The 24936-nt window shown below is 56.5% G+C and carries 23 protein-coding genes and 2 pseudogenes; 15 read left to right on the forward strand and 10 right to left on the reverse strand.

Going from position 1 to position 24936, the window contains the following annotated elements; all coding sequences use genetic code 11:
* Window positions 1–245: 245 nt before the first annotated feature.
* Together DTA24_RS10625 and DTA24_RS10630 are read left to right on the forward strand one after the other, a co-directional pair.
* On the forward strand, window positions 246–1127 hold the full coding sequence (locus DTA24_RS10625) for a dihydrodipicolinate synthase family protein (protein ID WP_023297887.1): 882 nt from the start codon (window positions 246–248) through the stop codon (window positions 1125–1127).
* A 90-nt stretch (window positions 1128–1217) separates the two neighbouring features.
* Window positions 1218–1886: a YecA family protein gene (locus tag DTA24_RS10630; protein ID WP_008804222.1), complete on the forward strand. Its 669-nt coding sequence runs from the start codon at window positions 1218–1220 to the stop codon at window positions 1884–1886.
* A 25-nt stretch (window positions 1887–1911) separates the two neighbouring features.
* On the opposite strand, the gene tyrP is transcribed toward DTA24_RS10630, so the two are convergent.
* The gene (gene tyrP / locus DTA24_RS10635) at window positions 1912–3123 is read right to left on the reverse strand and encodes a tyrosine transporter TyrP (protein WP_012541234.1); all 1212 of its coding nucleotides are present in this window, start codon (window positions 3121–3123) and stop codon (window positions 1912–1914) included.
* 190 nt (window positions 3124–3313) lie between these two features.
* Between tyrP and DTA24_RS10640 the strand changes: the two genes are divergently transcribed.
* Window positions 3314–3553: a YecH family metal-binding protein gene (locus DTA24_RS10640; RefSeq protein ID WP_032733288.1), complete on the forward strand. Its 240-nt coding sequence runs from the start codon at window positions 3314–3316 to the stop codon at window positions 3551–3553.
* Between the two features lie 36 nt (window positions 3554–3589).
* Here DTA24_RS10640 and ftnA read toward each other — a convergent pair whose 3' ends face one another.
* Window positions 3590–4087 (reverse strand): non-heme ferritin, encoded by a 498-nt coding sequence (gene ftnA, locus DTA24_RS10645; protein ID WP_012541235.1) that lies wholly within the window; start codon window positions 4085–4087, stop codon window positions 3590–3592.
* Between the two features lie 57 nt (window positions 4088–4144).
* Window positions 4145–4255 (reverse strand): annotated as a pseudogene (locus DTA24_RS28810) (hypothetical protein); the annotation flags it as partial.
* 243 nt (window positions 4256–4498) lie between these two features.
* Here DTA24_RS28810 and DTA24_RS10655 point away from each other — a divergent pair.
* On the forward strand, window positions 4499–5137 hold the full coding sequence (locus tag DTA24_RS10655; RefSeq protein ID WP_012967669.1) for an RpiB/LacA/LacB family sugar-phosphate isomerase: 639 nt from the start codon (window positions 4499–4501) through the stop codon (window positions 5135–5137).
* Window positions 5138–5173: 36 nt separating this feature from the next.
* Here DTA24_RS10655 and DTA24_RS10660 read toward each other — a convergent pair whose 3' ends face one another.
* Window positions 5174–6595: an MFS transporter gene (locus tag DTA24_RS10660; protein WP_012541236.1), complete on the reverse strand. Its 1422-nt coding sequence runs from the start codon at window positions 6593–6595 to the stop codon at window positions 5174–5176.
* Between the two features lie 150 nt (window positions 6596–6745).
* Between DTA24_RS10660 and DTA24_RS10665 the strand changes: the two genes are divergently transcribed.
* On the forward strand, window positions 6746–6997 hold the full coding sequence (locus tag DTA24_RS10665; RefSeq protein ID WP_002911524.1) for a DUF2766 family protein: 252 nt from the start codon (window positions 6746–6748) through the stop codon (window positions 6995–6997).
* A gap of 37 nt (window positions 6998–7034) precedes the next feature.
* Here the strand turns inward: DTA24_RS10665 and DTA24_RS10670 are convergent, their stop codons facing one another.
* The gene (locus DTA24_RS10670; protein WP_012541237.1) at window positions 7035–8546 is read right to left on the reverse strand and encodes an MFS transporter; all 1512 of its coding nucleotides are present in this window, start codon (window positions 8544–8546) and stop codon (window positions 7035–7037) included.
* 65 nt (window positions 8547–8611) lie between these two features.
* On the opposite strand from DTA24_RS10670, the pseudogene DTA24_RS29090 reads away from it, so the two are divergent.
* Window positions 8612–8776: pseudogene (locus DTA24_RS29090) on the forward strand (succinate dehydrogenase).
* Between the two features lie 64 nt (window positions 8777–8840).
* On the opposite strand, the gene DTA24_RS10675 reads toward DTA24_RS29090, so the two are convergent.
* Window positions 8841–9350, reverse strand: coding sequence for a non-heme ferritin-like protein (locus tag DTA24_RS10675; RefSeq protein ID WP_012541238.1), 510 nt, complete (start codon window positions 9348–9350; stop codon window positions 8841–8843).
* A gap of 889 nt (window positions 9351–10239) precedes the next feature.
* Here DTA24_RS10675 and DTA24_RS10680 point away from each other — a divergent pair.
* From DTA24_RS10680 to otsA, 5 genes are all read left to right on the forward strand, one after another.
* Window positions 10240–11220: an arabinose ABC transporter substrate-binding protein gene (locus DTA24_RS10680; protein WP_002911518.1), complete on the forward strand. Its 981-nt coding sequence runs from the start codon at window positions 10240–10242 to the stop codon at window positions 11218–11220.
* A gap of 60 nt (window positions 11221–11280) precedes the next feature.
* Entirely contained in the window at window positions 11281–12795 is a 1515-nt protein-coding gene (gene araG, locus DTA24_RS10685; protein ID WP_032730730.1) for an L-arabinose ABC transporter ATP-binding protein AraG, read from the forward strand.
* A 14-nt stretch (window positions 12796–12809) separates the two neighbouring features.
* Window positions 12810–13790, forward strand: coding sequence for an L-arabinose ABC transporter permease AraH (araH, locus tag DTA24_RS10690; RefSeq protein ID WP_004203438.1), 981 nt, complete (start codon window positions 12810–12812; stop codon window positions 13788–13790).
* A 161-nt stretch (window positions 13791–13951) separates the two neighbouring features.
* Window positions 13952–14740: a trehalose-phosphatase gene (otsB, locus tag DTA24_RS10695; RefSeq protein ID WP_008804233.1), complete on the forward strand. Its 789-nt coding sequence runs from the start codon at window positions 13952–13954 to the stop codon at window positions 14738–14740.
* Complete coding sequence (gene otsA / locus DTA24_RS10700) at window positions 14715–16139, forward strand: alpha,alpha-trehalose-phosphate synthase (RefSeq protein ID WP_008804234.1); 1425 nt, start codon at window positions 14715–14717, stop codon at window positions 16137–16139. Before otsB ends, otsA begins: the two co-directional genes overlap by 26 nt.
* A 23-nt stretch (window positions 16140–16162) precedes the next feature.
* Here the strand turns inward: otsA and uspC are convergent, their stop codons facing one another.
* Window positions 16163–16591, reverse strand: a complete 429-nt coding sequence (gene uspC, locus DTA24_RS10705; RefSeq protein WP_012541242.1) for a universal stress protein UspC — start codon at window positions 16589–16591, stop codon at window positions 16163–16165.
* Window positions 16592–16938: 347 nt separating this feature from the next.
* On the opposite strand from uspC, the gene DTA24_RS10710 reads away from it, so the two are divergent.
* Window positions 16939–18522 carry an MFS transporter gene (locus DTA24_RS10710; protein ID WP_008804236.1) on the forward strand — a complete coding sequence of 528 codons (1584 nt, stop codon included), beginning with the start codon at window positions 16939–16941 and terminating at the stop codon, window positions 18520–18522.
* A gap of 4 nt (window positions 18523–18526) precedes the next feature.
* Window positions 18527–19666 (forward strand): glycoside hydrolase family 105 protein, encoded by a 1140-nt coding sequence (locus tag DTA24_RS10715; protein WP_023322900.1) that lies wholly within the window; start codon window positions 18527–18529, stop codon window positions 19664–19666.
* 60 nt (window positions 19667–19726) lie between these two features.
* On the opposite strand, the gene argS is transcribed toward DTA24_RS10715, so the two are convergent.
* Window positions 19727–21460: an arginine--tRNA ligase gene (gene argS, locus DTA24_RS10720; RefSeq protein WP_012541245.1), complete on the reverse strand. Its 1734-nt coding sequence runs from the start codon at window positions 21458–21460 to the stop codon at window positions 19727–19729.
* Window positions 21461–21695: 235 nt separating this feature from the next.
* Between argS and DTA24_RS10725 the strand changes: the two genes are divergently transcribed.
* Together DTA24_RS10725 and cutC are read left to right on the forward strand one after the other, a co-directional pair.
* On the forward strand, window positions 21696–22265 hold the full coding sequence (locus DTA24_RS10725) for a VOC family protein (RefSeq protein ID WP_008804239.1): 570 nt from the start codon (window positions 21696–21698) through the stop codon (window positions 22263–22265).
* Between the two features lie 76 nt (window positions 22266–22341).
* Window positions 22342–23085 carry a copper homeostasis protein CutC gene (gene cutC, locus DTA24_RS10730; protein WP_008804240.1) on the forward strand — a complete coding sequence of 248 codons (744 nt, stop codon included), beginning with the start codon at window positions 22342–22344 and terminating at the stop codon, window positions 23083–23085.
* Between the two features lie 81 nt (window positions 23086–23166).
* Here cutC and cmoB read toward each other — a convergent pair whose 3' ends face one another.
* The gene (gene cmoB / locus DTA24_RS10735) at window positions 23167–24171 is read right to left on the reverse strand and encodes a tRNA 5-methoxyuridine(34)/uridine 5-oxyacetic acid(34) synthase CmoB (RefSeq protein ID WP_008804241.1); all 1005 of its coding nucleotides are present in this window, start codon (window positions 24169–24171) and stop codon (window positions 23167–23169) included.
* Window positions 24168–24911 carry a carboxy-S-adenosyl-L-methionine synthase CmoA gene (gene cmoA / locus DTA24_RS10740; RefSeq protein WP_008804242.1) on the reverse strand — a complete coding sequence of 248 codons (744 nt, stop codon included), beginning with the start codon at window positions 24909–24911 and terminating at the stop codon, window positions 24168–24170. Before cmoA ends, cmoB begins: the two co-directional genes overlap by 4 nt.
* Window positions 24912–24936 lie beyond the last annotated feature (25 nt).

Consider the following 24936-nt stretch of genomic DNA (forward strand, 5'->3'; position numbering starts at 1 on the left):
AATAGACAGGATATTGGCAATCGAGGAAATACGGGCGGCTACAGAGGACGCGGTTATTGAAGACGCTCGCCAGAATCTACGGATCCTGATGCCTGAACTGACAGGGAAAATATCCCGGAGGAGAGCATCGCACGCAGGCGAATGAATACATCACGCTCAGCGGCGATCGTTCATTTGTCCCAGGACAAAACGATCTCTCCTTGCTACTATCAACCGGACTTTTATCCCAGCCTGCCGGAGGCATCATGTTCACAGGGCTTTGCGCATTTCCGCTGACGCCGCTGCATCAGCAGCATCTTGATGAAAAGGCGTTTATCCGTATTCTCTCTCGTCTTACCGATACCGGAGTCGACTCTCTGGGCATCTTAGGCTCGACCGGCAGCTACGCGTATCTGAATCGTGAGCAGCGCAAGCGGGTGGTGCAGGTGGCGAAAGCGCATGTTGGGTCGATCCCGATGATGGTTGGCGTCGGCGCCATCGCTACCAGCGAGGTGCTGCGCCTGGTGGAGGATGCCCAGCAGGCCGGGGCGGATGCGTTATTACTGCCGATGATGTCCTATCAGCCGCTTTCTGCGGAGGAGATCTTTGCCTTCTACGAAGAGGTCTGTCGGCACGTCTCGGTTCCGGTTTGCCTGTATGACAATCCCCGCACCACTCACGTCACGCTGGCGGATGAGCTGCAGGGGCGCATCGCCGCCTTGCCGGCCATCGCCTCGATTAAAATTCCCGGCTTGCCTGAGCCGCAGGCGAGTGAGCGGGTGGCAACGCTACGCCGTCATCTTCCTGCCCGCGTTACGCTTGGCGCCAGCGGCGATGCCCTGGCGACGGCGGGATTGCAGGCCGGTTGCCAAGTCTGGTACTCGGTTTGCGGCGGGCTCTTTCCCCAGCTTTCAGGGGCGCTGGTAAGGGCGATTCGTTCTGGCGACGCGGCACGGGTTGCGGCGCTGAATGCGCAGCTGGCCCCGCTCTGGCGATGCTTCGACCGCTATGGCGGCAGCCTGCGGGTAATCGCCAGCGCGGCGGCCATTCTGGGGCTGTGCGACCCTGACTGCCTTCCCCGCCCCTTGCTGCCGTTAGGGGAGGAGGCCATTCGCGACGTGGCGGCGGCGCTGCACGGCCTGGCCTGATGGGCATGGGAAGGCGGATTGCCGCGCCTGGTGGCTTTCTGTCGGCAATTCGGCTACTGTAGGCCCGATTTTTACCATGCGAGCCTGTGAATGAATACCGGACCTTTAAACGAAAACGAACTGGAATGGCTGGACGAGACGCTGGCGAAATACGCCACCGAAGGCGCTATTCTGGATGTGTCTGAACTGGATGGCCTGCTGACGGCTATCCTCTCTGCGCCGACCGATATCGAACCAGCTCAGTGGCTGGTGGCGATCTGGGGCGGGGCGGATAATGTGCCGCGCTGGGCCAACGACCGCGAGCGCGATCGCTTTGTCGATCTGACGCTGCAGCATATGAGCGACATCGCTGAACGCCTGGAGTCCTATCCCGATCAGTTCGAACCGCTGTTTGGCACCCGCGAAGCGGAAGGTCAGGAGCTGACGATCGTCGAAGAGTGGTGCTTTGGCTACCTGCGCGGCGTAGCGCTGAGCGACTGGTCGACGCTGCCCGCTGAACTTAAGCCGGCGCTGGACGCTATCGCGCTCCACGGCAGCGAAGCGCAGTTTACCGCGCTGGATAATCTGACGGCGGATGAGTTTATCGACAGCATCGAGCGTATCACGCCGGCGGCACTGGCGCTTTACCAGTACTGGATGGCGAATCCCCTGCCGGTGGTGGTTCCGCAGCCGGTCAGAAATGAGGCGAAGGTCGGACGCAACGATCCCTGCCCGTGCGGGAGCGGAAAAAAGTATAAGCAGTGCTGCTTAGCAAAATAAAACCAGGGGCCAGCCGGCCCCTTTTTTATCCCACCGCAGGCAGCAGTCCGGCGACGATACTGAACTGAATCGCCACAATACCGATCCCGCACAGCAGAACCAGCCACAGCGCCGGCGCGCCGCCGACCACCCGCCAGGCAGCCTGCGGATGTTGTCGGCGGCTCTTCATTGCCAGCAGGGCAGGCAACATCAGGGCCAGCACGGCGAGCGCCACCCCGGCGTAGCCCAGGGCCATAACAAAACCGCGGGGATAGAACAGGGCGAACGCCACCGGCGGCAGGAAGGTGATCGCGCCGCTCTGCAGACGTCCGCTGACGCTGTTTTTGCGTTGAAACACATCGGCCAGGTAATCAAACAAGCCGAGCGAGACGCCGAGGAATGAGGTCGCCAGCGCGAGGTCGGCAAACAGGTGCACGGCCAGCTCCACGTGCGGCGACGCCACCACTTCGCGGATCGCCTCCAGCAGACCGTTCAGACCGGCGTTTTTGGCCAGCAGCGCGGTAAAAGCGGGAGGGTTGATACTCCCCAGCGTCGCCAGCTGCCAGAAAATATAAGCCACCAGCGGAATAAAGCTGCCGATAATAAATACCCGGCGCAGTTTACGGATATCGCCGCCAAGATAGCTGACGATGCTCGGCACACTGCCGTGAAAACCAAAGGAGGTAAAGATCACCGGAATAGCCGACAGGGCCAGGCCTTGCTCAACCGGCAGCGTCAACAGATTGACCTGATGAATATGCGGCATCAGTAGCGCCAGCATAATCACCAGAAAGATGATTTTGGCGCTGAACAGGAAGCGATTGAATAAGTCGACCAGCGAGGTACCGATGCACACCACCGCCCCGCCCAGCGCCGTAAATAACAGTACGCCGGCCGCCGGCGGCAGCTGCCAGTCCAGCCACTGGTTGAGGCTGGAGGCGAGCAATTCACCGGCGCCACTGATATAAGCCGCCGTGAGGGCATACAGCAGAAACAGCATGCAGAACCCGGTTACCCACTGCCCGTAACGGCCCAGATAGCGCGCAGCCAGGGAACCAAGCCCCATGTCGGCAGGCACGTGCTGGTAGACTTCCAGCAGCAACAGGGCGGTATAGCACATCAACGCCCACAAGGTGAAAAGTAAACCCAGCGTGACGGCAAACCCGACGCCGGCGGCGGCCAAGGGCATCGCCAACATTCCTGCACCGATAGTGGTGCCAGCTACGATTAAAATACTGCCCAGAGTGCGGTTTTTCACGCTTTTCGCTATCCCTACAGCTAATAACAATAAATTATGCCGCGCAGAGTAGGGGATATTACAGCGTTCGTCAAATGAGGGTTACAAGTTCTGTAATTTTATCTTTACGCATTTAAGGGGGCGAAAGCCTGCGCTGGCGCAAGGCGCCGATGGCATGGCTGGCCTAAGCTGGTGGTTTTCAGGAGGGGTTATGTCTTCTATTCATGGTCATGAAGTTTTACAGATGATGCTCGCCTCGGGTGAGTCCTGGACGGTCGCCTCGCTGGAGGCCGCCATTCGCCGCCGCTTTGGCGAAGAGGCGCGGTTTCACACCTGTTCAGCAGAGAATCTAAGCGCCGCAGAGCTGGTGGCGTTTTTAGAGAAAAAAGGCAAATTTCTTGCCAGAGAAGAAGGTTTTACTACCGCAGAAAATAAGATTTGCCGGCATTAAAATGGCCGCGACACGGGGGTGTCGCGGCGCGGAAGATTAATTCTGTGTGTCGAGGGTCGCCAGTTCTTTATCGATAAAGTACAGACCTTCGCCACTTTTTCCAACGAGGGTCAGTTTATCAATCACCGATTTAAATAATTTCTCTTCTTCGTGCTGTTCAGAGACATACCACTGCAGGAAATTAAAGGTCGGGTAATCCTGACTGGTCATGGCGGCGTGCGCCAGTTCATTAATTTTTTGCGTGATCAGCTGCTCGTGCTCATAGGTCTGGCGGAACAGCTCGTCCAGTGAGGCATATTCGGCAAACGGGGAGGCGATCGCGTTGATGCGCGGCAGGCTACCGGTGTCGGTCAGGTAGTCGAACAGGCGCTGCATATGGGTCATCTCTTCCTGGGCATGGCGACGCAGGAAGGCCGCAGCCCCTTCAAAACTGTGGTAACTGCACCAGGCGCTCATCTGCTGATAAAGAAGAGAAGAATAAAGTTCAAGATTCATCTGTTCATTCAGTTTGTCGATCATTTCCGTTTTCAGCATTGTCGCGCTCCTGGAATTAAAAAATAGATGTTATCGGCTGCCACTATAATTTGTTATTTAATTATTTGCAAAAAGTAAATTTAAAAATGTTTTATTTAAAATGCTAATGGGAATAACACGCATTGGCAATTTAATAATAAATGAGAATGGTTTTAATTTATTATTAATTGTGGTGGAAAATGGTATGACCGGCCAACGGGCTGCGAGGTAGAGCGCGCGAGGTGAGGGGGGAATGCCTGGGGGCGGGGACCTGGCGACTGGACTGGCGGAGAGGGCGAAAGTGTGAAGCGCTGCGTAATTTTTAAAACAACTTTTCATAAAATTTGAAAGTTTGTTTTCCAGGTAGTAGAGTGCAGTCAACGCCAATGACATTCTGCGGGCAGGCCCGCACAGCATTCAGGAGAGTAAACCATGAAGATTGCACTGATGATGGAGAACAGCCAGGCGAACAAAAACGCCATCATCCTTAAGGAGCTTAGCGCCGTTGCTGACGAAAAAGGATTCCCGGTGTTCAACGTCGGCATGAGCGATGAGCACGATCATCATCTGACCTACATTCACCTCGGGATCATGGCCAGCATCCTGCTGAATTCGAAAGCGGTCGACTTCGTGGTCACCGGCTGCGGTACCGGTCAGGGGGCGCTGATGTCGCTGAATATTCACCCGGGCGTGGTCTGCGGCTACTGTATCGATCCGGCGGACGCGTTCCTGTTTGCTCAGATCAACAATGGTAATGCGCTGTCGCTGCCGTTTGCCAAAGGTTTCGGCTGGGGCGCGGAGCTGAATGTACGCTTTATCTTTGAAAAAGCGTTTACCGGCCGCAACGGCGAAGGCTATCCGCCGGAGCGCAAAGAGCCGCAGGTGCGAAATGCCGGGATCCTCAACCAGGTTAAAGCGGCAGTGGTAAAAGAAAACTATCTCGACACCCTGCGCGCCATCGATCCGGAGCTGGTGAAAACCGCGGTATCCGGCCCACGCTTCCAGCAGTGCTTCTTCGAAAACTGTCAGGATAAAGCCATCGAAGCCTTCGTTCGCCAGATCGTCGGTTAACCGTCATCAGGGCCAGCGCCGCTGGCCCTTCCATCATTATTTCTTCTTCTCCGACACGCTGCTGCCGGCCGTTTTGGCCAGATGCAGGCTGTCGATCATCCCTACCAGACAGATCACCGCGATAAAGACAAACGACAGACGAAAGCTGATCCCCGGCAGCGTGGAAAGGTGCAGCCAGTCGCCGACCTGCTCGCCCAGGCGAATGCCAATCGCCCCGAGCGTGATCCCCAGCCCCACCGCCAGCTGCGACGCGGTACTGAACAGCGTATTGGCATCACTCATCTGCGCGGCGGGGACATCGGCAAAGGCCAGCGTGCTTACGCCCGTAAACTGGATCGAGCGAAATACCCCGCCGAGATAAAGGATTAACATGATGGCCCAGACCGGCGTCTGCGGCGTGAGCAGCGCACAGGCCAGCAGTGAACAGACGTTCAGTGCACCGTTGATCAACAGCAGTCGGCGAAAGCCCAGCCAGCGGATCAGCGGCGTGGTGGCGGGTTTGATGGTCAAATTGCCGACAAACACCGCCAGCACCAGCAGGCCGGAGTGGAAGGGATCCATGCCGAACCCTACCTGAAACAGCAGCGGCAGCAGAAAGGGGACCGCGCTGATGGAGGAGCGGAACAGCGAGCCGCCGTACATTGTCACCCGGAACGTTGGCACCTGCAGGGCATCGAGACGAACCATGGGCGCCGTCGCCCGGCGGAAGTGGCGTATAGCATATGTCAGACAGCCGAAGCCAAGCACGGCGAGAGCCAGCGTCGGCCAGATCTGCGGCTGGCGATCGCCGAGCCGTTCCATCGCGGTGACCAGACTGACCATCGCGACTGCGGTGGTGATAAAGCCGGTGAGATCGAAGGAGCGCCGTTCCGTTTCGCGAATATCAGGGATAATGCGCAGCGCAAGGATGATGGCTGCGAGGCCCAGCGGGACATTGATAAAGAAGATCCAGTGCCAGCTGGCGTAGCGGGTGATAAAGCCGCCCAAAGGCGGGCCGATAATGGGGGCCACCAGCGCCGGCCAGGTGAGGGTAGCGATGGCTTTGATCAGCAGATGTTTCGGCGTGGTTCGCAGTACCGCCAGGCGACCGACAGGGACCATCAGCGCGCCTCCGATCCCCTGCAGGATACGCATGGCGACAAAAGTATGCACCTCGGTGGAGAGGCCGCAGAAGACCGAGGCAAGGGTAAAGATCGCCAGGGCGAGGGTAAAAATAGCGCGGGCGCCGAAGCGATCGGCGATCCAACCGCTGGCCGGGATCAGTACCGCGAGGGTGATCAGATAGGCGCTGATGCCGATATTCAGCTCGACCGCGGTGACGCCAAAATCTTTCGCCATATCGGGCAGCGCGGTGGCGATCACCGTCCCGTCGAGAAACTCCATAAAAAAAGCACCGGCCACCAGCAGCGCAGGCGCTGAAAAAGCACGTTCGTCTCTGGAAGAGATCGCGGTATTCATGTTGTCACTGCCATCAAGAATGTGAGCCTGAGCAAAGCGGCAGGAGAAGTTCCGCCAGCCAGTAGGGTAGATAAAAAAACCTGCGACGGCAGGTTTTTTTATCTGTGAAAATTTAGGGTACTATTACGCTCCTGAAAAAAGGAGTAATTAATGTCTCAACATCTTACCGAACACGATGAGCTGGTTTCCGATGTGGTTGCCTGCCAGCTGGTTATCAAACAGATCCTCGATGTCATTGACGTCATTGCGCCCGTGGAAGTGCGTGAAAAAATGACCACTCAGTTGAAAGCTATCGACTTCGCCAGCCATCCGGCCTCTGCCGATCCGGTGACCCTTCGCGCGGTACAAAAAGCGATCGCATTGATTGAGCTGAAGTTTACCCCGCAGGAAGAGACGCATTAATAACAGGCCTCGCCGTTTACCGGCGGGGCCTTCTTCTTTAATGGGAAACGACGGTCTGCGCAGGCGCAGGGGCAGCATCTTTGAACAACTTGCTGTTGCCCCAACACTCTTCGTAGCGATGACCGACCAGATCCTCCACGATAACTCGTACATCCGGCGCGATATCGCTGATTTTTCCGCCCGCTTTGATCCGCGCGACTTCCTGCAGCACCACCAGATGAGCTTTACGATCCAGCTTCATCTGCTTGCTGAAGACGATGGCGGCCAACGCTAACGCGATCACCCCGACGCAGAATACCACCGCGATAGCGGTCACCGCGCTTTCCGGTTGGCTGTGCGCTTTTGACTGGAAACCGTAGAAGCTCAGGATCGCCCCCATCGAGAACACCACAATTGAGCGCAGAATTTTCCCTGAGAAGGTCATGGCGCCGGCATAGATCCCTTCCCGACGGCGTCCGGTGTAGATCTCATCGACATCGGCCAGGAAGGTGTAAACGGTCCAGGGAATGTAGTAAACCCCGCCGGTACCCAGGCCGAACAGTACGGTAATGCCGAACATCAGCACCGTCGCCAGGCCTGACGGCAGATGGAAGAACCACAGCGAGGTATACAGCAGGACCGCGAAAATCACGATCCCCAGCGCCAGAATATAGGGTTTACTGAAGCCCTTTTTCACGCACAAGCCGATAAACAGCGCTGTAGAGATCAGTTGCAGAATCGAGTTCAGGCTATTCAGTCCGGCGACCATCGCCGGGTCGTGCTGCAGAACGAATATCACGAAATAGGTGAAGATGGAGGCAAACAGCCATTCAGCGCCAAACCCGCACAGGTACATACCAAGATGTTTGCGGAATACGCGCAGATAAAAGGTGGAACGCATGTCTTTTGCCAGCGACAGCAGGGTGCTCAGCAGCCCTTTCCTGGCGCTGGTTTCTATCTCTTCCTCGCGCTTTCGTTCCCAGCTGCAAAGCCACAGGCAGGAAATCGCGACGATGAGGATAACGCCGTAGGTCAGACCGGTGAGGAAGAAAGGGGTGGCAGAATCTTTGCCATACAGCAGAATGAACTGTCCGGGAATAAACGCCGCAAGGAAGTTGGCTAGCTTGCCGAAAATGGCTTTATAGCCGGTCAGTTTTGAGCGCAGCGAGAAATCATCGGTCATCTCTGTCGCCAGCGTTTCATAAGGCACCATGATAGAGGTGTAGATGATCTCAAACACCACATAGGTGCAGAGGTAGTACCAGAAACTCAGGCCTTCCACCCACAGCAGCGGGTAGAACATCATCAAGGGGATGCCGATCAGCAGAAAGAAACGCCGGCGGCCAAAGCGCTTGCCTAAGCGCGTTTTGCCAAAGTTATCGGTGAGATAGCCCATCAGCGGGTTGCTGATAGCATCGATGATGCTGGCGACGGAGAAGATAAATGAGGCCTCGATCAGCGTCAGGCCGCAAAAAGTCGTATAAAAATAGAGCAGCCAGGCGCCGCTTATCGCCAGCGCGCCACTCCCCAACAGATTACCACCGCCGTAAGCTAACTGATGGCGTAACAAGATCGGTCTTCCCTGCAGCCCTTCAGGGGCTGAAGCCGTGTATCTAGCCATAAAAAATAAACCTCGTGTTTTATATTTTTGAAACACTGTTTTTATATTTCTTTGTGGCTTGATAAAAAGTGACCGCGCTCACTAATCCCTGAGAAGGGGTAACGGTGACGAGGGAATGCGATCGCGTTAAAACTTTTTTATTCTATTGGGGAATAAATGAGGTGGAAAAATTGACATAACTGATTTAAAGCGAGAGACGGGGCAGCGTGGGCACGCTCCCCCTGACAGAGCGAAAATGGCTGACTAATGCGGCTTCCGTGGTTCTCCGACCAATGCCATCAGACGCCGATCGGTCTGCTCCATTCCGAGACCAGCTTTATCGGCATTGCGGATTTCCTCAAGCACGCTTTGCAACAGCAGACCATCCTGTTGCTGCTCTTCCGCCAGCAGCGTCAGAAATCGCCAGGTGTTGTCGTCGCTTTGTGCCCTGGCTTCTTCGGCAAGACCGCTCAGCATACTGCTTCGCTGTTGGTAATCGTTCAGGGTTTGGGTAAACAGATCTTCCAGCGAGGTGCATTCGGGATTACAGGCGCGGTCGGGATTCACTATCGGCCAGCTGCCGGCTTTTTTCAGATAGTCAAATACGCGCATGGTGAGGGTAATGCTGCTTTGCGCGCGGGTGCGCAAAAATGTCGCGGCGCCGTCGAAGCGATGCCGGGCACACCACTCGCTTAAGTTCAGGTAAACGTTAGAGGCGTGAAACTCAAGATTCATCTGGGTGTTTAGCTTTTGTGCCATTCCTGGAACTGCCATAAAAAAATATCCTTATTAACCGGGAAGGGGTTACTGATGCGTGTCGACAGATCCTGCGGATAACCACAAGATAAAATAGTGACACGCGGCACTGTTGCAGAATAATAAAACTCTACACATTCCGTATGAGTCGGGTATTTTTTCCATTTGCCGACGATTTAAGAATACTCGCTCAACGGAATTAAGAAAACTCTCAATCGCGGTAATTTACGTTTTGTTACACCATTATTTTTAGAGGGTATCTGGACTGAAATCATGCGCCGTTGGCCGGGGCTTGCTGGCATCGCGTTAGTGATAAGTTATAGGTATTTGACTACGAAATTTGTCGTAGAACAGAGCGGAATAAGTTATTTCAAGCGTAATGTTTCTGGCTAATGATCATTATTTTTATTTTTTGTTGCAGGCTTTTATTTGAAGCGGAATATTTTTTCAATTCGGTATTAATTACGGAAAAGATCCGTTTTTTCGCGATATTAAGCGGTCCCGGTCGCCCGGCGATGCGGGGCTGTTGTCACTGAGGAGGTACAGAGGCAAACGCCCTTTACGAGGCTGGCAATCGCCGGGGATAACAGCGCTGTAACCCTCTGTTAAACATCCTCTGACATCACAAGGATAAGTCTGCTGGTGGTATAGATGATCCTGCTATAGCCCGGTAAAATTGTATGACAATTGTGTCATTTTTTATGTCATTTTTTGCTAAATGTATGTACGCAATTACTGTAATTCCGCGATGTGATAATGCTCTCGTATGGAGAAATAATTTCCGGGTATTACTACTCTAACAACGGCAGTGGGGAATGCGATTTTTCTAATGCCTTGTTTTGATGCCGATAAAATTGTTAATTCCGATTTTTCCCTACATGAAAGCGAATTAAAGCTGGAGTTTACCATGCACAAATTTACTAAAGCGCTGGCGGCCATTGGTCTCGCTGCGGTTATGTCACAATCAGCTATGGCGGAAAATTTGAAACTGGGTTTTCTGGTGAAGCAGCCGGAAGAGCCATGGTTCCAGACTGAGTGGAAATTTGCTGATAAAGCAGGAAAAGATTTAGGGTTTGACGTCATTAAAATTGCGGTTCCGGATGGTGAGAAAACCCTCAACGCAATCGACAGCCTGGCAGCCAGCGGCGCGAAGGGCTTTGTCATCTGTACCCCCGATCCCAAGCTCGGGTCGGCGATTGTCGCCAAAGCGCGTGGCTATGACATGAAGGTCATTACCGTCGATGACCAGTTCGTCAATGCGAAAGGCAAACCGATGGAGAGCGTACCGCTGGTGATGATGGCGGCCAGCGAAATCGGCGCCCGCCAGGGGCAGGAACTCTATAAAGAGATGCAAAAACGCGGCTGGGATGTTAAAGACACCGCGGTGATGGCTATCACCGCCGATGAGCTGGACACCGCCCGTCGTCGCACCACCGGCTCCATCGATGCCCTGAAGGCAGCCGGCTTCCCGGACGCGCAAATCTACCGCGTGCCGACAAAATCTAACGATATCCCGGGGGCGTTTGACGCCGGTAACTCCATGCTGGTCCAGCACCCGCAGGTGAAACACTGGCTGATCGTGGGGATGAACGACAACACCGTGCTCGGCGGCGTGCGTGCCACTGAAGGCCAGGGCTTTAAAGCACCGGATGTGATTGGCATCGGCATCAACGGTGTGGATGCGGTCAACGAACTGTCGAAGGCGCAACCGACCGGCTTCTATGGTTCCCTGCTGCCAAGCCCGGATATTCATGGCTATAAAACCAGCGAAATGCTCTACAACTGGGTCACTAAGGGCGTTGAGCCGCCGAAGTTCACGGCGGTGACCGATGTGGTGCTGATTACCCGCGATAACTTCAAAGAAGAGCTGGCGAAAAAAGGGCTGTAACAGCCTGGTTGAACTGGCCCCCGCCGCGGCGGGGGCTGAGTGCTGAAGAGCGGAGTCGTTATGCAACAGTCTACCCCTTATCTCTCATTTCGCGGCATCACCATGACGTTCCCTGGCGTAAAGGCCTTGTCCGATATCAGTTTTGACTGCTACCCCGGACAGATCCACGCGCTGATGGGTGAAAATGGCGCAGGCAAATCGACGCTGCTGAAAATTCTCAGCGGCAACTATATTCCGACCGCTGGCCACCTGCAGATCGGCGGCCAGCAGATGGCATTCAGCAATACCATGGAGGCGCTGAACGCCGGCGTGGCGATTATCTACCAGGAGCTGCATCTGATCCCGGAGATGACCGTCGCTGAAAATATCTATCTTGGCCAGCTACCGCACAGAGGCGGTATCGTCAACCGATCGTTGCTCAACTATGAGGCCCGCCTGCAGCTGGAACATCTGGGGCTGGATATCGATCCGGAGACGCCGCTGAAGTATCTCTCTATAGGCCAGTGGCAGATGGTGGAGATTGCCAAAGCGCTGGCGCGCAATGCCAAGATCATCGCTTTCGATGAACCGACCAGTTCGCTCTCCGCCCGGGAGATCGACAATCTGTTTCGCGTTATCCGCGAACTGCGGGAGGAGGGGCGAGTCATCATCTATGTTTCGCACCGGATGGAAGAAATTTTTGCCCTCAGCGATGCCATCACCGTCTTTAAGGATGGCCGCTATGTCTGCACCTTTGACGATATGCCGAGTGTCAGTCATGACGCCCTGGTTCAGGCGATGGTGGGGCGCAATCTAGGCGATATATACGGCTGGAAACCTCGCCCCTATGGCGAAGAGCGGCTGCGTCTGGAGGAGGTCAAAGCACCGGGCGTGCGTACGCCGGTCAGCCTCTCGGTACGCAGTGGCGAAATCGTCGGCCTGTTCGGGCTGGTGGGCGCCGGTCGCAGCGAACTGATGAAAGGCTTATTTGGCGGCACCCGGATCACCGACGGTCAGGTGTATATCGATGGCCAGCCCGTGGACATTCGTAAACCGGCCCAGGCCATCCAGGCCGGGATGATGCTGTGCCCGGAAGATCGCAAAGCGGAGGGGATTATTCCGGTTCACTCCGTACGCGACAATATCAATATCAGCGCCCGGCGCAAGCATATTCACGCTGGCTGCCTGATCAACAACGCCTGGGAGGCAGACAATGCCGATCAGCATATCCAGTCGCTGAACATTAAAACGCCTGGCCCGGAACAGCTGATCATGAACCTGTCGGGCGGCAACCAGCAGAAAGCGATCCTTGGCCGCTGGCTGTCGGAAGAGATGAAGGTGATCCTGCTCGATGAGCCCACCCGCGGCATCGACGTCGGCGCCAAACATGAAATTTACAACGTGATATATGGCCTCGCCGCCTCAGGTGTTGCCGTGGTGTTTGCCTCCAGCGACCTGCCGGAAGTGCTGGGCGTCGCTGACCGCATCGTGGTGATGCGCGAAGGGCAAATCGCCGGCGAACTGCTGCATGACGAAGCCAATGAACAGCAGGCGTTAAGCCTTGCGATGCCAAAAGTGAGTCAGGCTGTCGCCTGAGTAAGGAGTAAATGATGTCATCTGTGACTACGTCCGGCGCTACCCGCTCTGCCTTTAGCTTTGCCCGCATTTGGGATCAGTTTGGCATGCTGGTGGTGTTTGCTGTGCTGTTTATCGGCTGCGTTATTTTTGTGCCCAACTTTGCCTCATTCGTCAATATGAAGGGGCTGGGGCTGGCGATCTCGATGTCCGGAATGGTGGCCTGCGGCATGCTCTTCTGCCTGGCCTCCGGCGATTTTGACCTGTCGGTGGCGTCGGTTATCGCCTGTGCCGGGGTCACTACCGCAGTGGTGATTAACCTGAGCGAAAGCCTGTGGCTGGGGATTGCCGCCGGCCTGCTGCTGGGCGCGGTCAGTGGTCTGGTCAACGGCTTTGTCATTGCGCGCCTGAAGATTAACGCCCTGATCACCACCCTCGCGACGATGCAAATCGTCCGGGGCCTGGCCTACATTATCTCCGACGGGAAAGCGGTGGGGATCGAAGATGAGCGCTTCTTCACTCTCGGCTACGCCAACTGGTTTGGTCTGCCGGCGCCAATCTGGCTGACGGTCGCCTGCCTGGTGGTTTTCGGATTATTACTAAACAAAACCACCTTTGGCCGTAATACGCTGGCTATTGGCGGCAATGAAGAGGCGGCGCGTCTGGCCGGGGTCCCGGTGGTGCGCACCAAGATTATTATCTTTGTGCTCTCCGGTCTGGTATCGGCCGCCGCGGGGATCATTCTGGCGTCGCGGATGACCAGCGGCCAGCCGATGACCTCGATTGGCTATGAGCTGATTGTTATTTCAGCCTGCGTGCTGGGCGGGGTATCGCTGAAGGGCGGGATCGGCAAGATCTCCTACGTGGTCGCCGGGATCCTGATCCTCGGGACCGTGGAGAACGCGATGAACCTGCTGAACATCTCGCCTTTCTCACAATACGTCGTGCGCGGTGTGATCCTGCTGGCGGCGGTGATTTTTGACCGCTACAAACAAAAAGCCAAACGCGCGGCCTGATTTCAGGCATAACTTTTAAGTCTACAGAGTAATTACCGCCAGCGCCCGTTTCGCTGGCGGTAACTATCAAAAATGGCGAGGTTGGTCACACTGTCTATACTTACATGGCTAACATATAATTAACAACCAGCTTCGGCTGGCCATGATAAGGAGGAAACAGGGTGGATAACCAGATATCTGTACCGCCTGCGCTAACCGGAAACTACGCTTTTTTCTTTGACCTCGACGGTACTCTTGCCGATATCCAACCGCACCCCGATCAGGTGGTGATACCCGACAACACGTTGCAGGCGCTCAACGCGCTGGCCCAGCAGCAGGGTGGGGCGGTGGCATTGATTTCAGGGCGCTCAATGGCTGAACTTGACGCGCTAACCCATCCCTGGCGGCTACCGCTGGCCGGCGTGCACGGGGCAGAACGCCGTGATATCAATGGTAAAACCTATATCGTTTCTCTGCCGTCGGCGCTGCGCGATGAAATCGCGACTGAGCTGACCTCGGCGCTGCAGGGGCTCCCCGGCTGCGAGCTGGAGAGTAAAGAGATGGCCTTCGCGCTGCACTACCGCCAGGCTCCGCAGCAGCAGAGCGCAGTACTGGAGCTGGCTCAGCGCATCGTTCAGCGCTACCCGCTGCTGGCATTGCAGCTGGGTAAATGCGTGGTGGAGATTAAACCCCGCGGAGTGAACAAAGGGGAGGCGATCAGCGCCTTCATGCAGGAGGCGCCGTTTGCCGGCCGCGAACCGGTTTTTGTCGGCGATGATTTGACCGATGAGGCGGGATTTAGCGTGGTTAATCAACTGCAGGGAATGTCGGTAAAAGTCGGCGCCGGGGAAACTCAGGCGCACTGGCGGTTGGCGGATGCCGCCGCTGTAAGGACGTGGTTGCAACATTTGGCGTATGACGCGCAAACCGAAAGGAGGGATGACCATGAGTCGTTTAGTCGTAGTCTCTAACCGTATCGCCTTACCGGACGATAAAAAATCGAGCGCTGGCGGTCTGGCCGTCGGCATCCTGGGGGCACTGAAAGCGGCGGGGGGTCTGTGGTTTGGCTGGAGCGGCGAAATTGGCGATGACCAGCAGCCGCTGAAGCAGGTCTCCCGCGGAAATATCTCCTGGGCGTCGTTCAACCTGAATGAACGGGACCATGATGAATATTACAACCAGTTTTCCAACGCCGTGCTGTGGCCGGCCTTCCACTATCGTCTTGACCTGGTCAGCTTCCAGCGCGAAGCCTGGGAGGGATATCTGCGGGTCAACGCGATGCTGGCGGACAAGCTTCTGCCGCTGATCGAGCCAGACGATACGCTGTGGATCCATGATTACCATCTGCTGCCTTTCGCCAGTGAACTGCGTAAGCGCGGAGTGAACAACCGGATCGGCTTCTTTTTGCATATTCCATTCCCGACGCCGGAGATTTTTAACGCGCTACCGCCGCATGCCGAGCTGCTGGAGCAACTGTGCGATTACGATCTGCTGGGCTTCCAGACCGAAAGCGACAGAACCGCCTTTCTTGACAGCATTGCCATGCAGACCCGACTCTCCGATCTCGGGGACAAACGCTATCAGGCATGGGGTAAGGCGTTCAGTACCGAGGTTTATCCGATTGGGATCGATCCGGACGAAATTACGCGCAACGCCAAAGGCCCGCTGCCGCCGAAGCTGGCCCAGCTGAAGAATGAGCTGAAAAATGTGAAGAATATCTTCTCCGTGGAGCGGCTTGACTACTCGAAAGGGTTGCCGGAGCGATTCCTCGCCTATGAGACGCTGCTTGAGAAGTACCCTCAACATCATGGCAAGATCCGTTATACTCAGATCGCGCCCACTTCCCGTGGCGATGTACAGGCCTATCAGGATATTCGTCACCAGCTGGAAACTGCAGCCGGACGCATCAATGGCCAGTTTGGCCAGCTTGGCTGGACCCCGCTCTACTACCTGAACCAGCATTTTGACCGTAAGCTGCTGATGAAGGTCTTCCGCTACTCTGACGTCGGGCTGGTGACGCCGCTGCGTGATGGCATGAACCTGGTGGCGAAAGAATACGTCGCGGCGCAGGATCCGGATAACCCCGGGGTGCTGGTCCTGTCGCAGTTTGCCGGGGCGGCGCAGGAGCTGACCAGCGCGCTGATCGTCAACCCTTACGATCGCGATGAGGTTGCCACCGCGCTGGATCGTGCTCTCAGCATGCCGCTGGCGGAACGTATCGCCCGTCATTCCGCGATGCTGGACGTGATCAGAGAGAATGATATTCATAACTGGCAGGCGCGTTTTGTCGACGATCTGCAGCATATTTCGCCGCGCAGCGAGGAGAGCCGTCTGCGGGGGAAGATAGCCACCTTCCCTAAACTGGCCTAGTTCAGGAAAAGGGCTAACCGGCGTTAGCCCTTTTCAAGGGAAACCAGCAGAACATCGACGCCGCTACTGCCGACGATATTTTTCGCCGAGCAGGTGGCGCGCGAGAAAAGCGAGTGGTTGTGATTGCCGCAGATCACCAGATCAACCTTGTGCGACAGGCAAAAGTCTTTGACATGGTGACCCAGTTCGCCGCAGGCGATGGTCATTTTTTCTATCGGGTAGTCCGCCTGACGTGCCAGCTCATTGAGAAACTCCCGCGTTTCTTCCTGCATCAGCTCACGCAGATTTTCCATCATCGGTGCGGCGAACTGGTTATACATTTCCGGATCCGTGGCGAAGGTAATAAAGCTCACTTTCGCGTTAACGGGGCGGGCAATCGACACCGCTTTTTTAATTAATATCTGACTTTCCGGCGTTGGCGCGACGGCAACCAGCAGATGTGAATAAGGCATCTGGCCTCCTTGAGATACGCGGAATAACCCTTCTTTCTTTACTCCTGTTTCCCCAGCGGCGCAAGGGTTGCTCCCGTGATTTGCGACGCTCTTCGCCAGTCCGTGTTTTCCTCACAAGATCACATAAATGAACCTGCCTTTTTATTTAAAAGAAATGCTGTTTTATAAATGAGTGAAGTAGAGACATCGTCTCTTTGTCATTTTGCCACCGGCGGTTGTTCCGTGGCAAAAACACAAAGGTAACGTCGTTTCACTGCTTTTAGTGTAGCCAGGTACCCACTCCCTTCCGGTGGCAAATCCGGAACGATTGTCGGCGTTCTTTTAATAAAAGACACAGGATCACGGCGATGAAAACACGAAAAATTGGACTGGCTAACTACCTGGCCTACGGCGCGGGCGATTTTCTCGGCGCCGGCACGACAGCGCTAACTGCCGCATGGCTACTCTACTTTTACACGACCTTCTGCGGACTGACCCCAATTGAGGCCACGCTTATTTTTGCTGCTGCCCGCGTGCTGGATGCGGTGGTGAGCCCGCTGATGGGCTTTCTCACCGATAACTTCGGCACCACCTGGCTCGGAAAGCGCTTCGGCCGCAGAAAATTCTTTATTCTGCTCGGTATTCCGTGCGTATTCAGCTATTCAGCGATGTGGGTCGGCGAGATGGGCTTCTGGTACTACCTCGTCACCTATCTGCTGTTTGATATGGTTTACACCATGATTCTGGTGCCCTACGAAACGCTGGTGCCAGAGATGACTGATGACTTTAAACAGAAAACCAAATTTTCTGGCGCGCGCATCTCGATGGCGCAAATGTCGGCGATTTTAGCCTCCTTTCTGCCGGGGATCCTCCTCACCTGGCTCGGGAAAGACAATGCCAGCTCATTCTTTTATGCCAGTCTGGTGTTCTCGGTCCTGTGCGCGGTGATGCTGACCTTCGTCTGGTGCTTCACGTGGGAACGGCCGCGTGAGGCGTGGTCAGAGGCGGCGCTGCGGGCGGAAGCGGAAAAACAAAACTTAACCCTCGCTCAGAGCCTCAATCGCCTGGTGATTGAGCTAAGCTCCACGCTGCGGATAAAAATTTTCCGCCAGCACCTCGGCATGTATCTGGGGGGCTATATCGCCCAGGACGTCTTCAATGCCGTGTTTACCTATTACGTGGTTTTTGTCCTGATGCAGGAAGCCTCTGTCGCCTCGAATCTGCTCGGGACGATGGCCATCTTCCAGTTTATTGCGGTGATCGCCATGATCCCGTTGTGCATTCGCTTTGGTCCCGCGCCGTCCTACCGCATGGTGGTGGTCCTGTTTGGCCTGAGCTCGCTCTCGTATGCGCTGCTCTATTACGCCGGACTGAGCGACGTCTATTCCTTACTGCTGCTCATCTCTGCTGTCGCCGGACTGGGACGCGGCGGGATTAACTACGTACCGTGGAATACCTATACCTATATTGCCGACGTCGACGAGGCGATCACCGGCCAGCGCCGCGAAGGAATTTTTGCCGGCATCATGACGCTGACCCGCAAAGCCTCGCAGGCGGGGGCGGTCATGCTGGTGGGTATCATCATGCAGCTGTCGGGGTTTGTCTCCGGGCAAAAAATACAACCGCCAGGGGTGAGTCATACCATTTTGCTGATCCTCAGCGTCGGCACTCTGGTGGTGTTAGCCTGCGGCTTCCTCGTCTCGCTACGCTTCAAGCTCAACCTGCACACCCACAGCATCCTGCGCAGTGAAACCCTCAGAATGCGCGATCTCGGCAGTGCCCAGCCGGAACAGACCATTGCAGAACACCGCGCGGTGGTCGAGATGCTGGCGGGGATGCCTTACGACTGCCTGTGGGGCAATAACAATATTGGCTATCTGAATCGTCATAAACCTGCTGCCCCGGGGCTCACCCAGGGCGGCGCTTTAAATTCGACATACACCCGAGGTTAACAACATGAAAGTTTGGCCAGTCAAACATAGCCCATTACTGTGTCAGCCTGAGCGTTTTATCGCCCGCAGCGAACTGCAGGCACTGATCCGCAACGTGACGCAAAACCTGGTGAACATTAAGGATGAGAGCGGGCAATTTTTACTGCGCCTCGATGACGGGCGCGTGATCGATACCAAAGGCTGGGCCGGCTGGGAGTGGACCCACGGCGTTGGGCTGTACGGCATCTATCAGTATTATCAGCAAACCGGCGATATCGAGATGCGCGATATCATCGACCGCTGGTTTGCCGACCGCTTCGCCGAGGGGGCAACGACCAAAAACGTCAATACGATGGCCCCGTTCCTGACCCTGGCATACCGCTTTGAAGAGACCGGCCGGATGGCGTATCTGCCGTGGCTGGAGAGCTGGGCGGAGTGGGCGATGCATGAGATGCCGCGCACCGAGCAGGGCGGCATGCAGCACATGACCCTGGCGGAGGAGAACCATCAGCAAATGTGGGATGACACGCTGATGATGACCGTGCTGCCGTTAGCCAAAATTGGCAAGCTGCTTAATCGCCCGCAGTATGTGGAGGAGGCGACCTATCAGTTCCTGCTCCATGTGCAGAACCTGATGGACCGGGAGACCGGGCTGTGGTTTCACGGCTGGAGTTATGAGGGGCGGCACAACTTTGCCCGGGCGCGCTGGGCGCGGGGCAACAGCTGGCTCACCATGGTGATCCCGGACTTTCTGGAGCTGGTGGATCTCCCCGAGGGGAACGCGGTACGGCGTTATCTGATGACGGTACTCGACGCACAGATTGCCGCCTTAGCAAAATGCCAGGACGACAGCGGCCTGTGGCATACCCTGCTGGACGATCCGCACTCTTATCCTGAGGCCTCCGCGACCGCCGGCTTTGCCTACGGCATTCTCAAAGCGGTGCGCAAGCGTTACGTCGGGCAGCACTATGCCGGGGTGGCTGAAAAAGCGATTCGCGGGATTGTGCAGAATATTTCGCCGCAGGGGGAGCTGCTGCAGACCTCGTTTGGCACCGGAATGGGGGCAGACCTTGATTTTTATCGCCAGATCCCGCTTACCTCGATGCCCTATGGCCAGGCGATGGCGATCCTTTGTCTGACGGAGTATCTGCGCAAGTATTTCTGAGCAGGGGCCCCGCTGACGGGGCGCCGAATAAAACTAACCCGGCTTTCGCCGGGTTGTTTGTTACATACGCTCTACGGTTTCGATACCCAGGGTATCGAGACCCAGCTTGAGGGTTTTCGCCGTCAGCAGCGCCAGCTTCAGGCGGCTGTTGCGGGTCTCTTCGCTTTCCGCGCTGAGGATCGGGCAATGCTCGTAGAAGCCGGAGAATAGCCCCGCCAGATCGTACAGGTAGGCGCACATCACGTGCGGCGTCCCTTCGCGAGCGACCACGGAGAGGGTCTCTTCAAACTGCAGCAGGCGCGCGGCCAGCTGGGCTTCGCGATCTTCGGCGATGACCACCGGCGCGTCGTTCATCGCGTTTTCGTCGATGCCGGCTTTGCGGAAGACGGAGAGCACGCGGGTATAGGCATACTGCATATACGGCGCGGTGTTGCCTTCGAACGCCAGCATATTATCCCAGTCAAAAACGTAATCGGTGGTGCGGTTTTTCGACAGATCGGCATATTTCACCGCGCCGATACCGACCACTTTCGCCAGATTTTCCAGCTCGTCAGCCGACATGTCCGGGTTTTTCTCCGCTACCAGGCGACGGGCGCGCTCCAGCGCTTCGTCCAGCAGATCGGCCAGCTTCACGGTACCGCCGGCGCGGGTTTTAAACGGCTTGCCGTCTTTCCCCAGCATCATACCGAACATATGGTGCTCCAGCGGCACAGAGTCCGGCACGTAGCCTGCTTTACGCACGATGGTCCACGCCTGCATCAGGTGCTGGTGCTGACGAGAGTCGATGTAATAGAGCACGCGGTCGGCGTGCAGCGTTTCATAGCGATACTTCGCGCAGGCGATATCGGTGGTGGTGTAAAGGTAGCCTCCATCCTTTTTCTGGATGATGACGCCCATCGGTTCGCCTTCCTTGTTTTTATACTCATCAAGGAACACCACGGTGGCGCCTTCGCTCTCGACGGCCAGCCCTTTGGCTTTCAGATCGGCGACGATCCCCGGCAGCATCGGGTTGTACAGGCTCTCACCCATTACGTCATCGCGGGTCAGCGTCACATTCAGGCGATCGTAGGTGATCTGGTTTTGCGACATGGTGATGTCGACCAGCTTACGCCACATCTGCAGGAAGTACTGATCGCCGCCCTGCAGTTTAACCACGTAGCTACGTGCGCGCTCGGCGAAGGCTTCGTCTTCGTCGTAGTGCTTTTTCGCTTCGCGATAGAAACCTTCGAGGTCGGCCAGGGCCATCTCACCGGCGTTTTCCTGCTGCTGTTTTTCCAGATACGCGATCAGCATACCGAACTGGGTGCCCCAGTCGCCGACGTGGTTGGCGCGGATCACCTTATGACCCAGGAACTCCAGGGTACGGACTGAAGCATCGCCAATGATGGTCGAACGCAGATGGCCAACGTGCATCTCTTTCGCTACGTTGGGTGCCGAGTAGTCGACGACGATAGTCTGCGCCTGCGGTTTCGTGACGCCCAGGCGCTCAGACTGCAGCGCGCGGTTGACGTTGTCCGCCAGAAAAGCAGGATCGAGGAAAATATTGATAAAGCCCGGCCCGGCGATTTCAACCTTGTTGGCAATGCCGTTGAGGTCAAGATGAGACAGTACCTGCTCTGCAAGTTGTCGCGGCGCCATGCCCAGTTTTTTGGCGACAGCCATCACGCCGTTGGCCTGATAGTCACCGAACTGAACTTTTGCTGACTGGCGGACCTGAGGTTCGCAATCGGCAGGCGCGCCTGCCGCGATCAGGGCCTGGCTGACTTTTTCTGAGAGAAGAGCCTGAATATTCACCGGAATACCTTACGTGTAATGCGCCTGCCCCCGAGGGAGGCAGCGCCATAATGTGGACAAATTAGGGCGGGAGTATACTGCATTTGTCCCCGTCCGTCAGCATTGCGCGCGGCGCGGCGGCGTGCGCAATCCATCGCCGTTCAGTTGCCCATCAGCAGGGCGGCGGTTGGTCCGCAGACCGAAACACGGTAAATTACCTTTTCATTACTGACGAGCATCATTGACGAGCAAACCCATGGCAAACTGGCAGCAAATTGAACAACTGGCCGATATTACGGCGGATCTCCCGCGATTTTCCGATGCGCTTCAGCGCTTCACTGCGCGACTGGGACTGGAGATCGCCGGGCTCGACGCCGACCATATCTCCCTGCGCTGTCATCAGAATACCACTGCGGAACGCTGGCGCCGCGGTCTGGAACAGTGCGGAACCCTGCTGTCGGAGAATATGATTAACGGCCGGCCCATTTGCCTGTTCAAGCTGGCGGAGCCGGTCTGCGTGGCGCACTGGCGCTTCCATATCATTGAGCTGCCGTGGCCGGGTGAAAAGCGTTATCCCCATGAAGGCTGGGAGCATATTGAAATTGTCCTGCCTGGCGATCCGGCAACCTTAAATGCCCGCGCGCTGGCGCTGCTGGCCGATGATGGACTCAGCCAGCCGGGGATCGTCGTCAAAACCAGCTCGCCGAAAGGGCAGCATGAGCGTCTGCCGAATCCCACCCTGGCGGTGACCGACGGCAGCGTGACGGTGAAATTTCATCCGTGGTCGATTGAACAAATCGTCGCCAGCGAGCAAGCTGATACGTAACAGTGTGAAGCCGCGCGGCGTCTGCCGCGTGAAATCATGACATGCTGCAAAGGTTGTCTGGATCAGGGAGAGAGGAATGGCGGTACTGGAAGTGTGTTGCTACAGCATGGCGTGCGCTCGGGAGGCTGAGCGCTGCGGCGCCGATCGTATTGAACTCTGCGCCGCGCCGCAGGAAGGGGGATTAACACCCTCTTATGGGGTGCTGGTCTCGGTCCGCGAGGCGATTACCCTCCCGGTGCATCCGATCGTTCGCCCGCGCGGCGGCGATTTCTGCTACACCGAAGAGGAGTTCGCCGCGATGCTTAGCGATATCTGCATGGTGCGGGAGCTCGGCTTTCCCGGGGTGGTGACCGGCGTACTGAATGCCGATGGCCAGGTCGATATCCCGCGGATGAAAAAAATAATGGCCGCGGCCGGGCCGCTGGCGGTGACCTTTCATCGCGCGTTCGATCTGTGTGCCGACCCGCGTCAGGCCTGGAAGACGCTGGGTGAGCTGGGGGTTAAACGTATCCTGACTTCCGGTCAGCAATCCTCGGCGGAGAAAGGTATTTCATTAATTACGGAACTTATTGCCGCAGGGGATACTCCAATCATTATGGCCGGTGCGGGAGTGCGCGCCGCGAACTTGCCGCTGTTGCTGCAGGCGGGGGTGAAAGAGGTTCATAGCTCTGCAGGCCAGTGGTTGCCATCGGAGATGCGCTTTCGTCATCCAGGCGTTTCGATGTCAGCCGATCCCGATGCGGACGAATACAGGCGCTACGCCGTCAATGGCGAAGCGGTGGCGGAGATGAAAGGGATTATCTCCGCCTGGAGAAGTTAAACGGTTTTTTGCTGCACATCATGTCGCCCAATATGATGATTGCCCGTACCAGGCCCCTGCCCATTAAACAGGGGCCTTTTTTTATCTCGCTTTTTTTGCCAGCGACTGCTGCGTTTCCGGTTTGGTGGCGATAATCACCGCGCGCAGCGGAGCCGGATACCCCTCCACGGTTTTGCGCTGATCCTGCGGGTCGAGGAAATCGGCCAGCGATTCACTGGTCATCCATTCGGTGCGCCGCTGCTCATCGGTCGAGGTGACGCAGGCATCGACGATGCGCACATCGATAAACCCGCACTTCTCCAGCCACATTTTCAGGGCCGCCGCCGAGGGAATAAAATAGACGTTGCGCATCTGCGCATAGCGGTCGCCCGGAACCAGCACCGTATTTTCATCCCCTTCGACCACCAGCGTCTCCAGCACCAGCTCGCCTCCCGGCGCCAGCTGATCTTTCAGTTGCCACAGATGGTCCAGCGGCGAGCGGCGGTGGTAGAGCACGCCCATCGAGAACACGGTGTCGAAGGCCTCCAGCGCCGGCAGCTGCTCGATGCCCAGCGGCAGGAGATGCGCCCGCTGGTCGTTGCCGAGCAGCTTACGCACCGCTTCAAACTGGCACAGGAACAGCTGGGTGGGATCGATGCCGACCGCCAGATGCGCGCCGGCGCCGATCATTCGCCACATGTGATAGCCGCTGCCGCAGCCCACGTCGAGGATAGTCCGCCCGGTAAGATCGGACAGGTGCGGCAGGACGCGCTCCCATTTCCAGTCGGAACGCCATTCGGTATCGATATTAATGCCGTACAGCGAATAAGGCCCTTTGCGCCACGGCATCAGGTTTTTAAGCAGGTTTTCTACCCGCAGCTGATGACCTTCGCTGAGCGGCGTTTCGCTCTCGGCGGTGACGCTGTGCAGGAGATCCAGACGCCACGGCGTTAATTCCGGAAGAAACTCAACGGCGCGCTCCCATTCGCGAAACTTGCCGTGCAGGGCCTCGCGCTGCCAGGCGGCTACCTGAGCTGGCAAGGTTTCCAGCCAGTGAGATAGCGGGCTTTTGGCGATCAGCTGATAGAAATTACTGAAGTCGATCATGCCTGCTCCCCGGATTTTACTGCCACCAGCGAGCCAAAGTTAAAGCACTGGAACCACAGTTCGGCATGTTCAAACCCAGCCTGACGCAGGCGGGCTTTATGGGTTTCCACGGAGTCCGTCAGCATCACATTTTCCAGCATGCTGCGTTTCTGGCTGATCTCCAGCTCGCTGTAGCCGTTCGCGCGTTTAAAATCATGATGCATATTGAACAGCAGCTCGCCGACGTGGGCGTCTTCGAAGCTGAATTTCTCCGAGAGCACCAGCGCGCCGCCCGGATTAAGCCCCTGATAGACTTTATTGAGGATCGCCTGGCGATCGCCCGGCTCAAGGAACTGAATGGTAAAGTTCAGGATCACCAGCGAGGCGTTTTCAATGGCCACATCGCGGATATCCCCTTCAATGACCTCGACCGGCGTCGGCGCTTTATAGGCGTCAATATGGCGACGGCAGCGCTCTACCATCGCGGGAGAGTTGTCGATGGCGATAATGCGACAGCCCGGATGACTAATATTGCGGCGCACAGAGAGGGTGGCGGCGCCCAGCGAACAGCCAAGATCGTAAACCTGGGTGTTGGGCTGAACGAAGCGCTCGGCCAGCATGCCGATCATCGAGATGATATTGGAATAGCCGGGCACAGAGCGCTGGATCATATCCGGGAAGACTTCAGCAACCCGTTCATCAAAGGTCCAGTCGCCGAGGCTGGCAATCGGCGCGGAAAAAAGCGTATCGCGGTGAGACATAACGTTAAACCCGAAAAAACGAAAA

This window comes from Klebsiella sp. P1CD1, from assembly GCF_003790505.1.
In the GTDB taxonomy this organism is placed as follows: domain Bacteria; phylum Pseudomonadota; class Gammaproteobacteria; order Enterobacterales; family Enterobacteriaceae; genus Klebsiella; species Klebsiella variicola.

Excerpts from the sequence above, each read along its gene's own strand:
- DTA24_RS10625 (WP_023297887.1), top strand. The coding sequence starts at position 246 with ATGTTCACAGGGCTTTGCGCATTTCCGCTGACGCCGCTGCATCAGCAG.
- DTA24_RS10630 (WP_008804222.1), top strand. The coding sequence starts at position 1,218 with ATGAATACCGGACCTTTAAACGAAAACGAACTGGAATGGCTGGACGAG.
- DTA24_RS10640 (WP_032733288.1), top strand. The coding sequence starts at position 3,314 with ATGTCTTCTATTCATGGTCATGAAGTTTTACAGATGATGCTCGCCTCG.
- ftnA (WP_012541235.1), bottom strand. The coding sequence starts at position 4,087 with ATGCTGAAAACGGAAATGATCGACAAACTGAATGAACAGATGAATCTT.
- DTA24_RS10655 (WP_012967669.1), top strand. The coding sequence starts at position 4,499 with ATGAAGATTGCACTGATGATGGAGAACAGCCAGGCGAACAAAAACGCC.
- DTA24_RS10660 (WP_012541236.1), bottom strand. The coding sequence starts at position 6,595 with ATGAATACCGCGATCTCTTCCAGAGACGAACGTGCTTTTTCAGCGCCT.
- DTA24_RS10665 (WP_002911524.1), top strand. The coding sequence starts at position 6,746 with ATGTCTCAACATCTTACCGAACACGATGAGCTGGTTTCCGATGTGGTT.
- DTA24_RS10675 (WP_012541238.1), bottom strand. The coding sequence starts at position 9,350 with ATGGCAGTTCCAGGAATGGCACAAAAGCTAAACACCCAGATGAATCTT.
- DTA24_RS10680 (WP_002911518.1), top strand. The coding sequence starts at position 10,240 with ATGCACAAATTTACTAAAGCGCTGGCGGCCATTGGTCTCGCTGCGGTT.
- araG (WP_032730730.1), top strand. The coding sequence starts at position 11,281 with ATGCAACAGTCTACCCCTTATCTCTCATTTCGCGGCATCACCATGACG.
- araH (WP_004203438.1), top strand. The coding sequence starts at position 12,810 with ATGTCATCTGTGACTACGTCCGGCGCTACCCGCTCTGCCTTTAGCTTT.
- otsA (WP_008804234.1), top strand. The coding sequence starts at position 14,715 with ATGAGTCGTTTAGTCGTAGTCTCTAACCGTATCGCCTTACCGGACGAT.
- uspC (WP_012541242.1), bottom strand. The coding sequence starts at position 16,591 with ATGCCTTATTCACATCTGCTGGTTGCCGTCGCGCCAACGCCGGAAAGT.
- DTA24_RS10710 (WP_008804236.1), top strand. The coding sequence starts at position 16,939 with ATGAAAACACGAAAAATTGGACTGGCTAACTACCTGGCCTACGGCGCG.
- DTA24_RS10715 (WP_023322900.1), top strand. The coding sequence starts at position 18,527 with ATGAAAGTTTGGCCAGTCAAACATAGCCCATTACTGTGTCAGCCTGAG.
- DTA24_RS10725 (WP_008804239.1), top strand. The coding sequence starts at position 21,696 with ATGGCAAACTGGCAGCAAATTGAACAACTGGCCGATATTACGGCGGAT.
- cutC (WP_008804240.1), top strand. The coding sequence starts at position 22,342 with ATGGCGGTACTGGAAGTGTGTTGCTACAGCATGGCGTGCGCTCGGGAG.
- cmoB (WP_008804241.1), bottom strand. The coding sequence starts at position 24,171 with ATGATCGACTTCAGTAATTTCTATCAGCTGATCGCCAAAAGCCCGCTA.
- cmoA (WP_008804242.1), bottom strand. The coding sequence starts at position 24,911 with ATGTCTCACCGCGATACGCTTTTTTCCGCGCCGATTGCCAGCCTCGGC.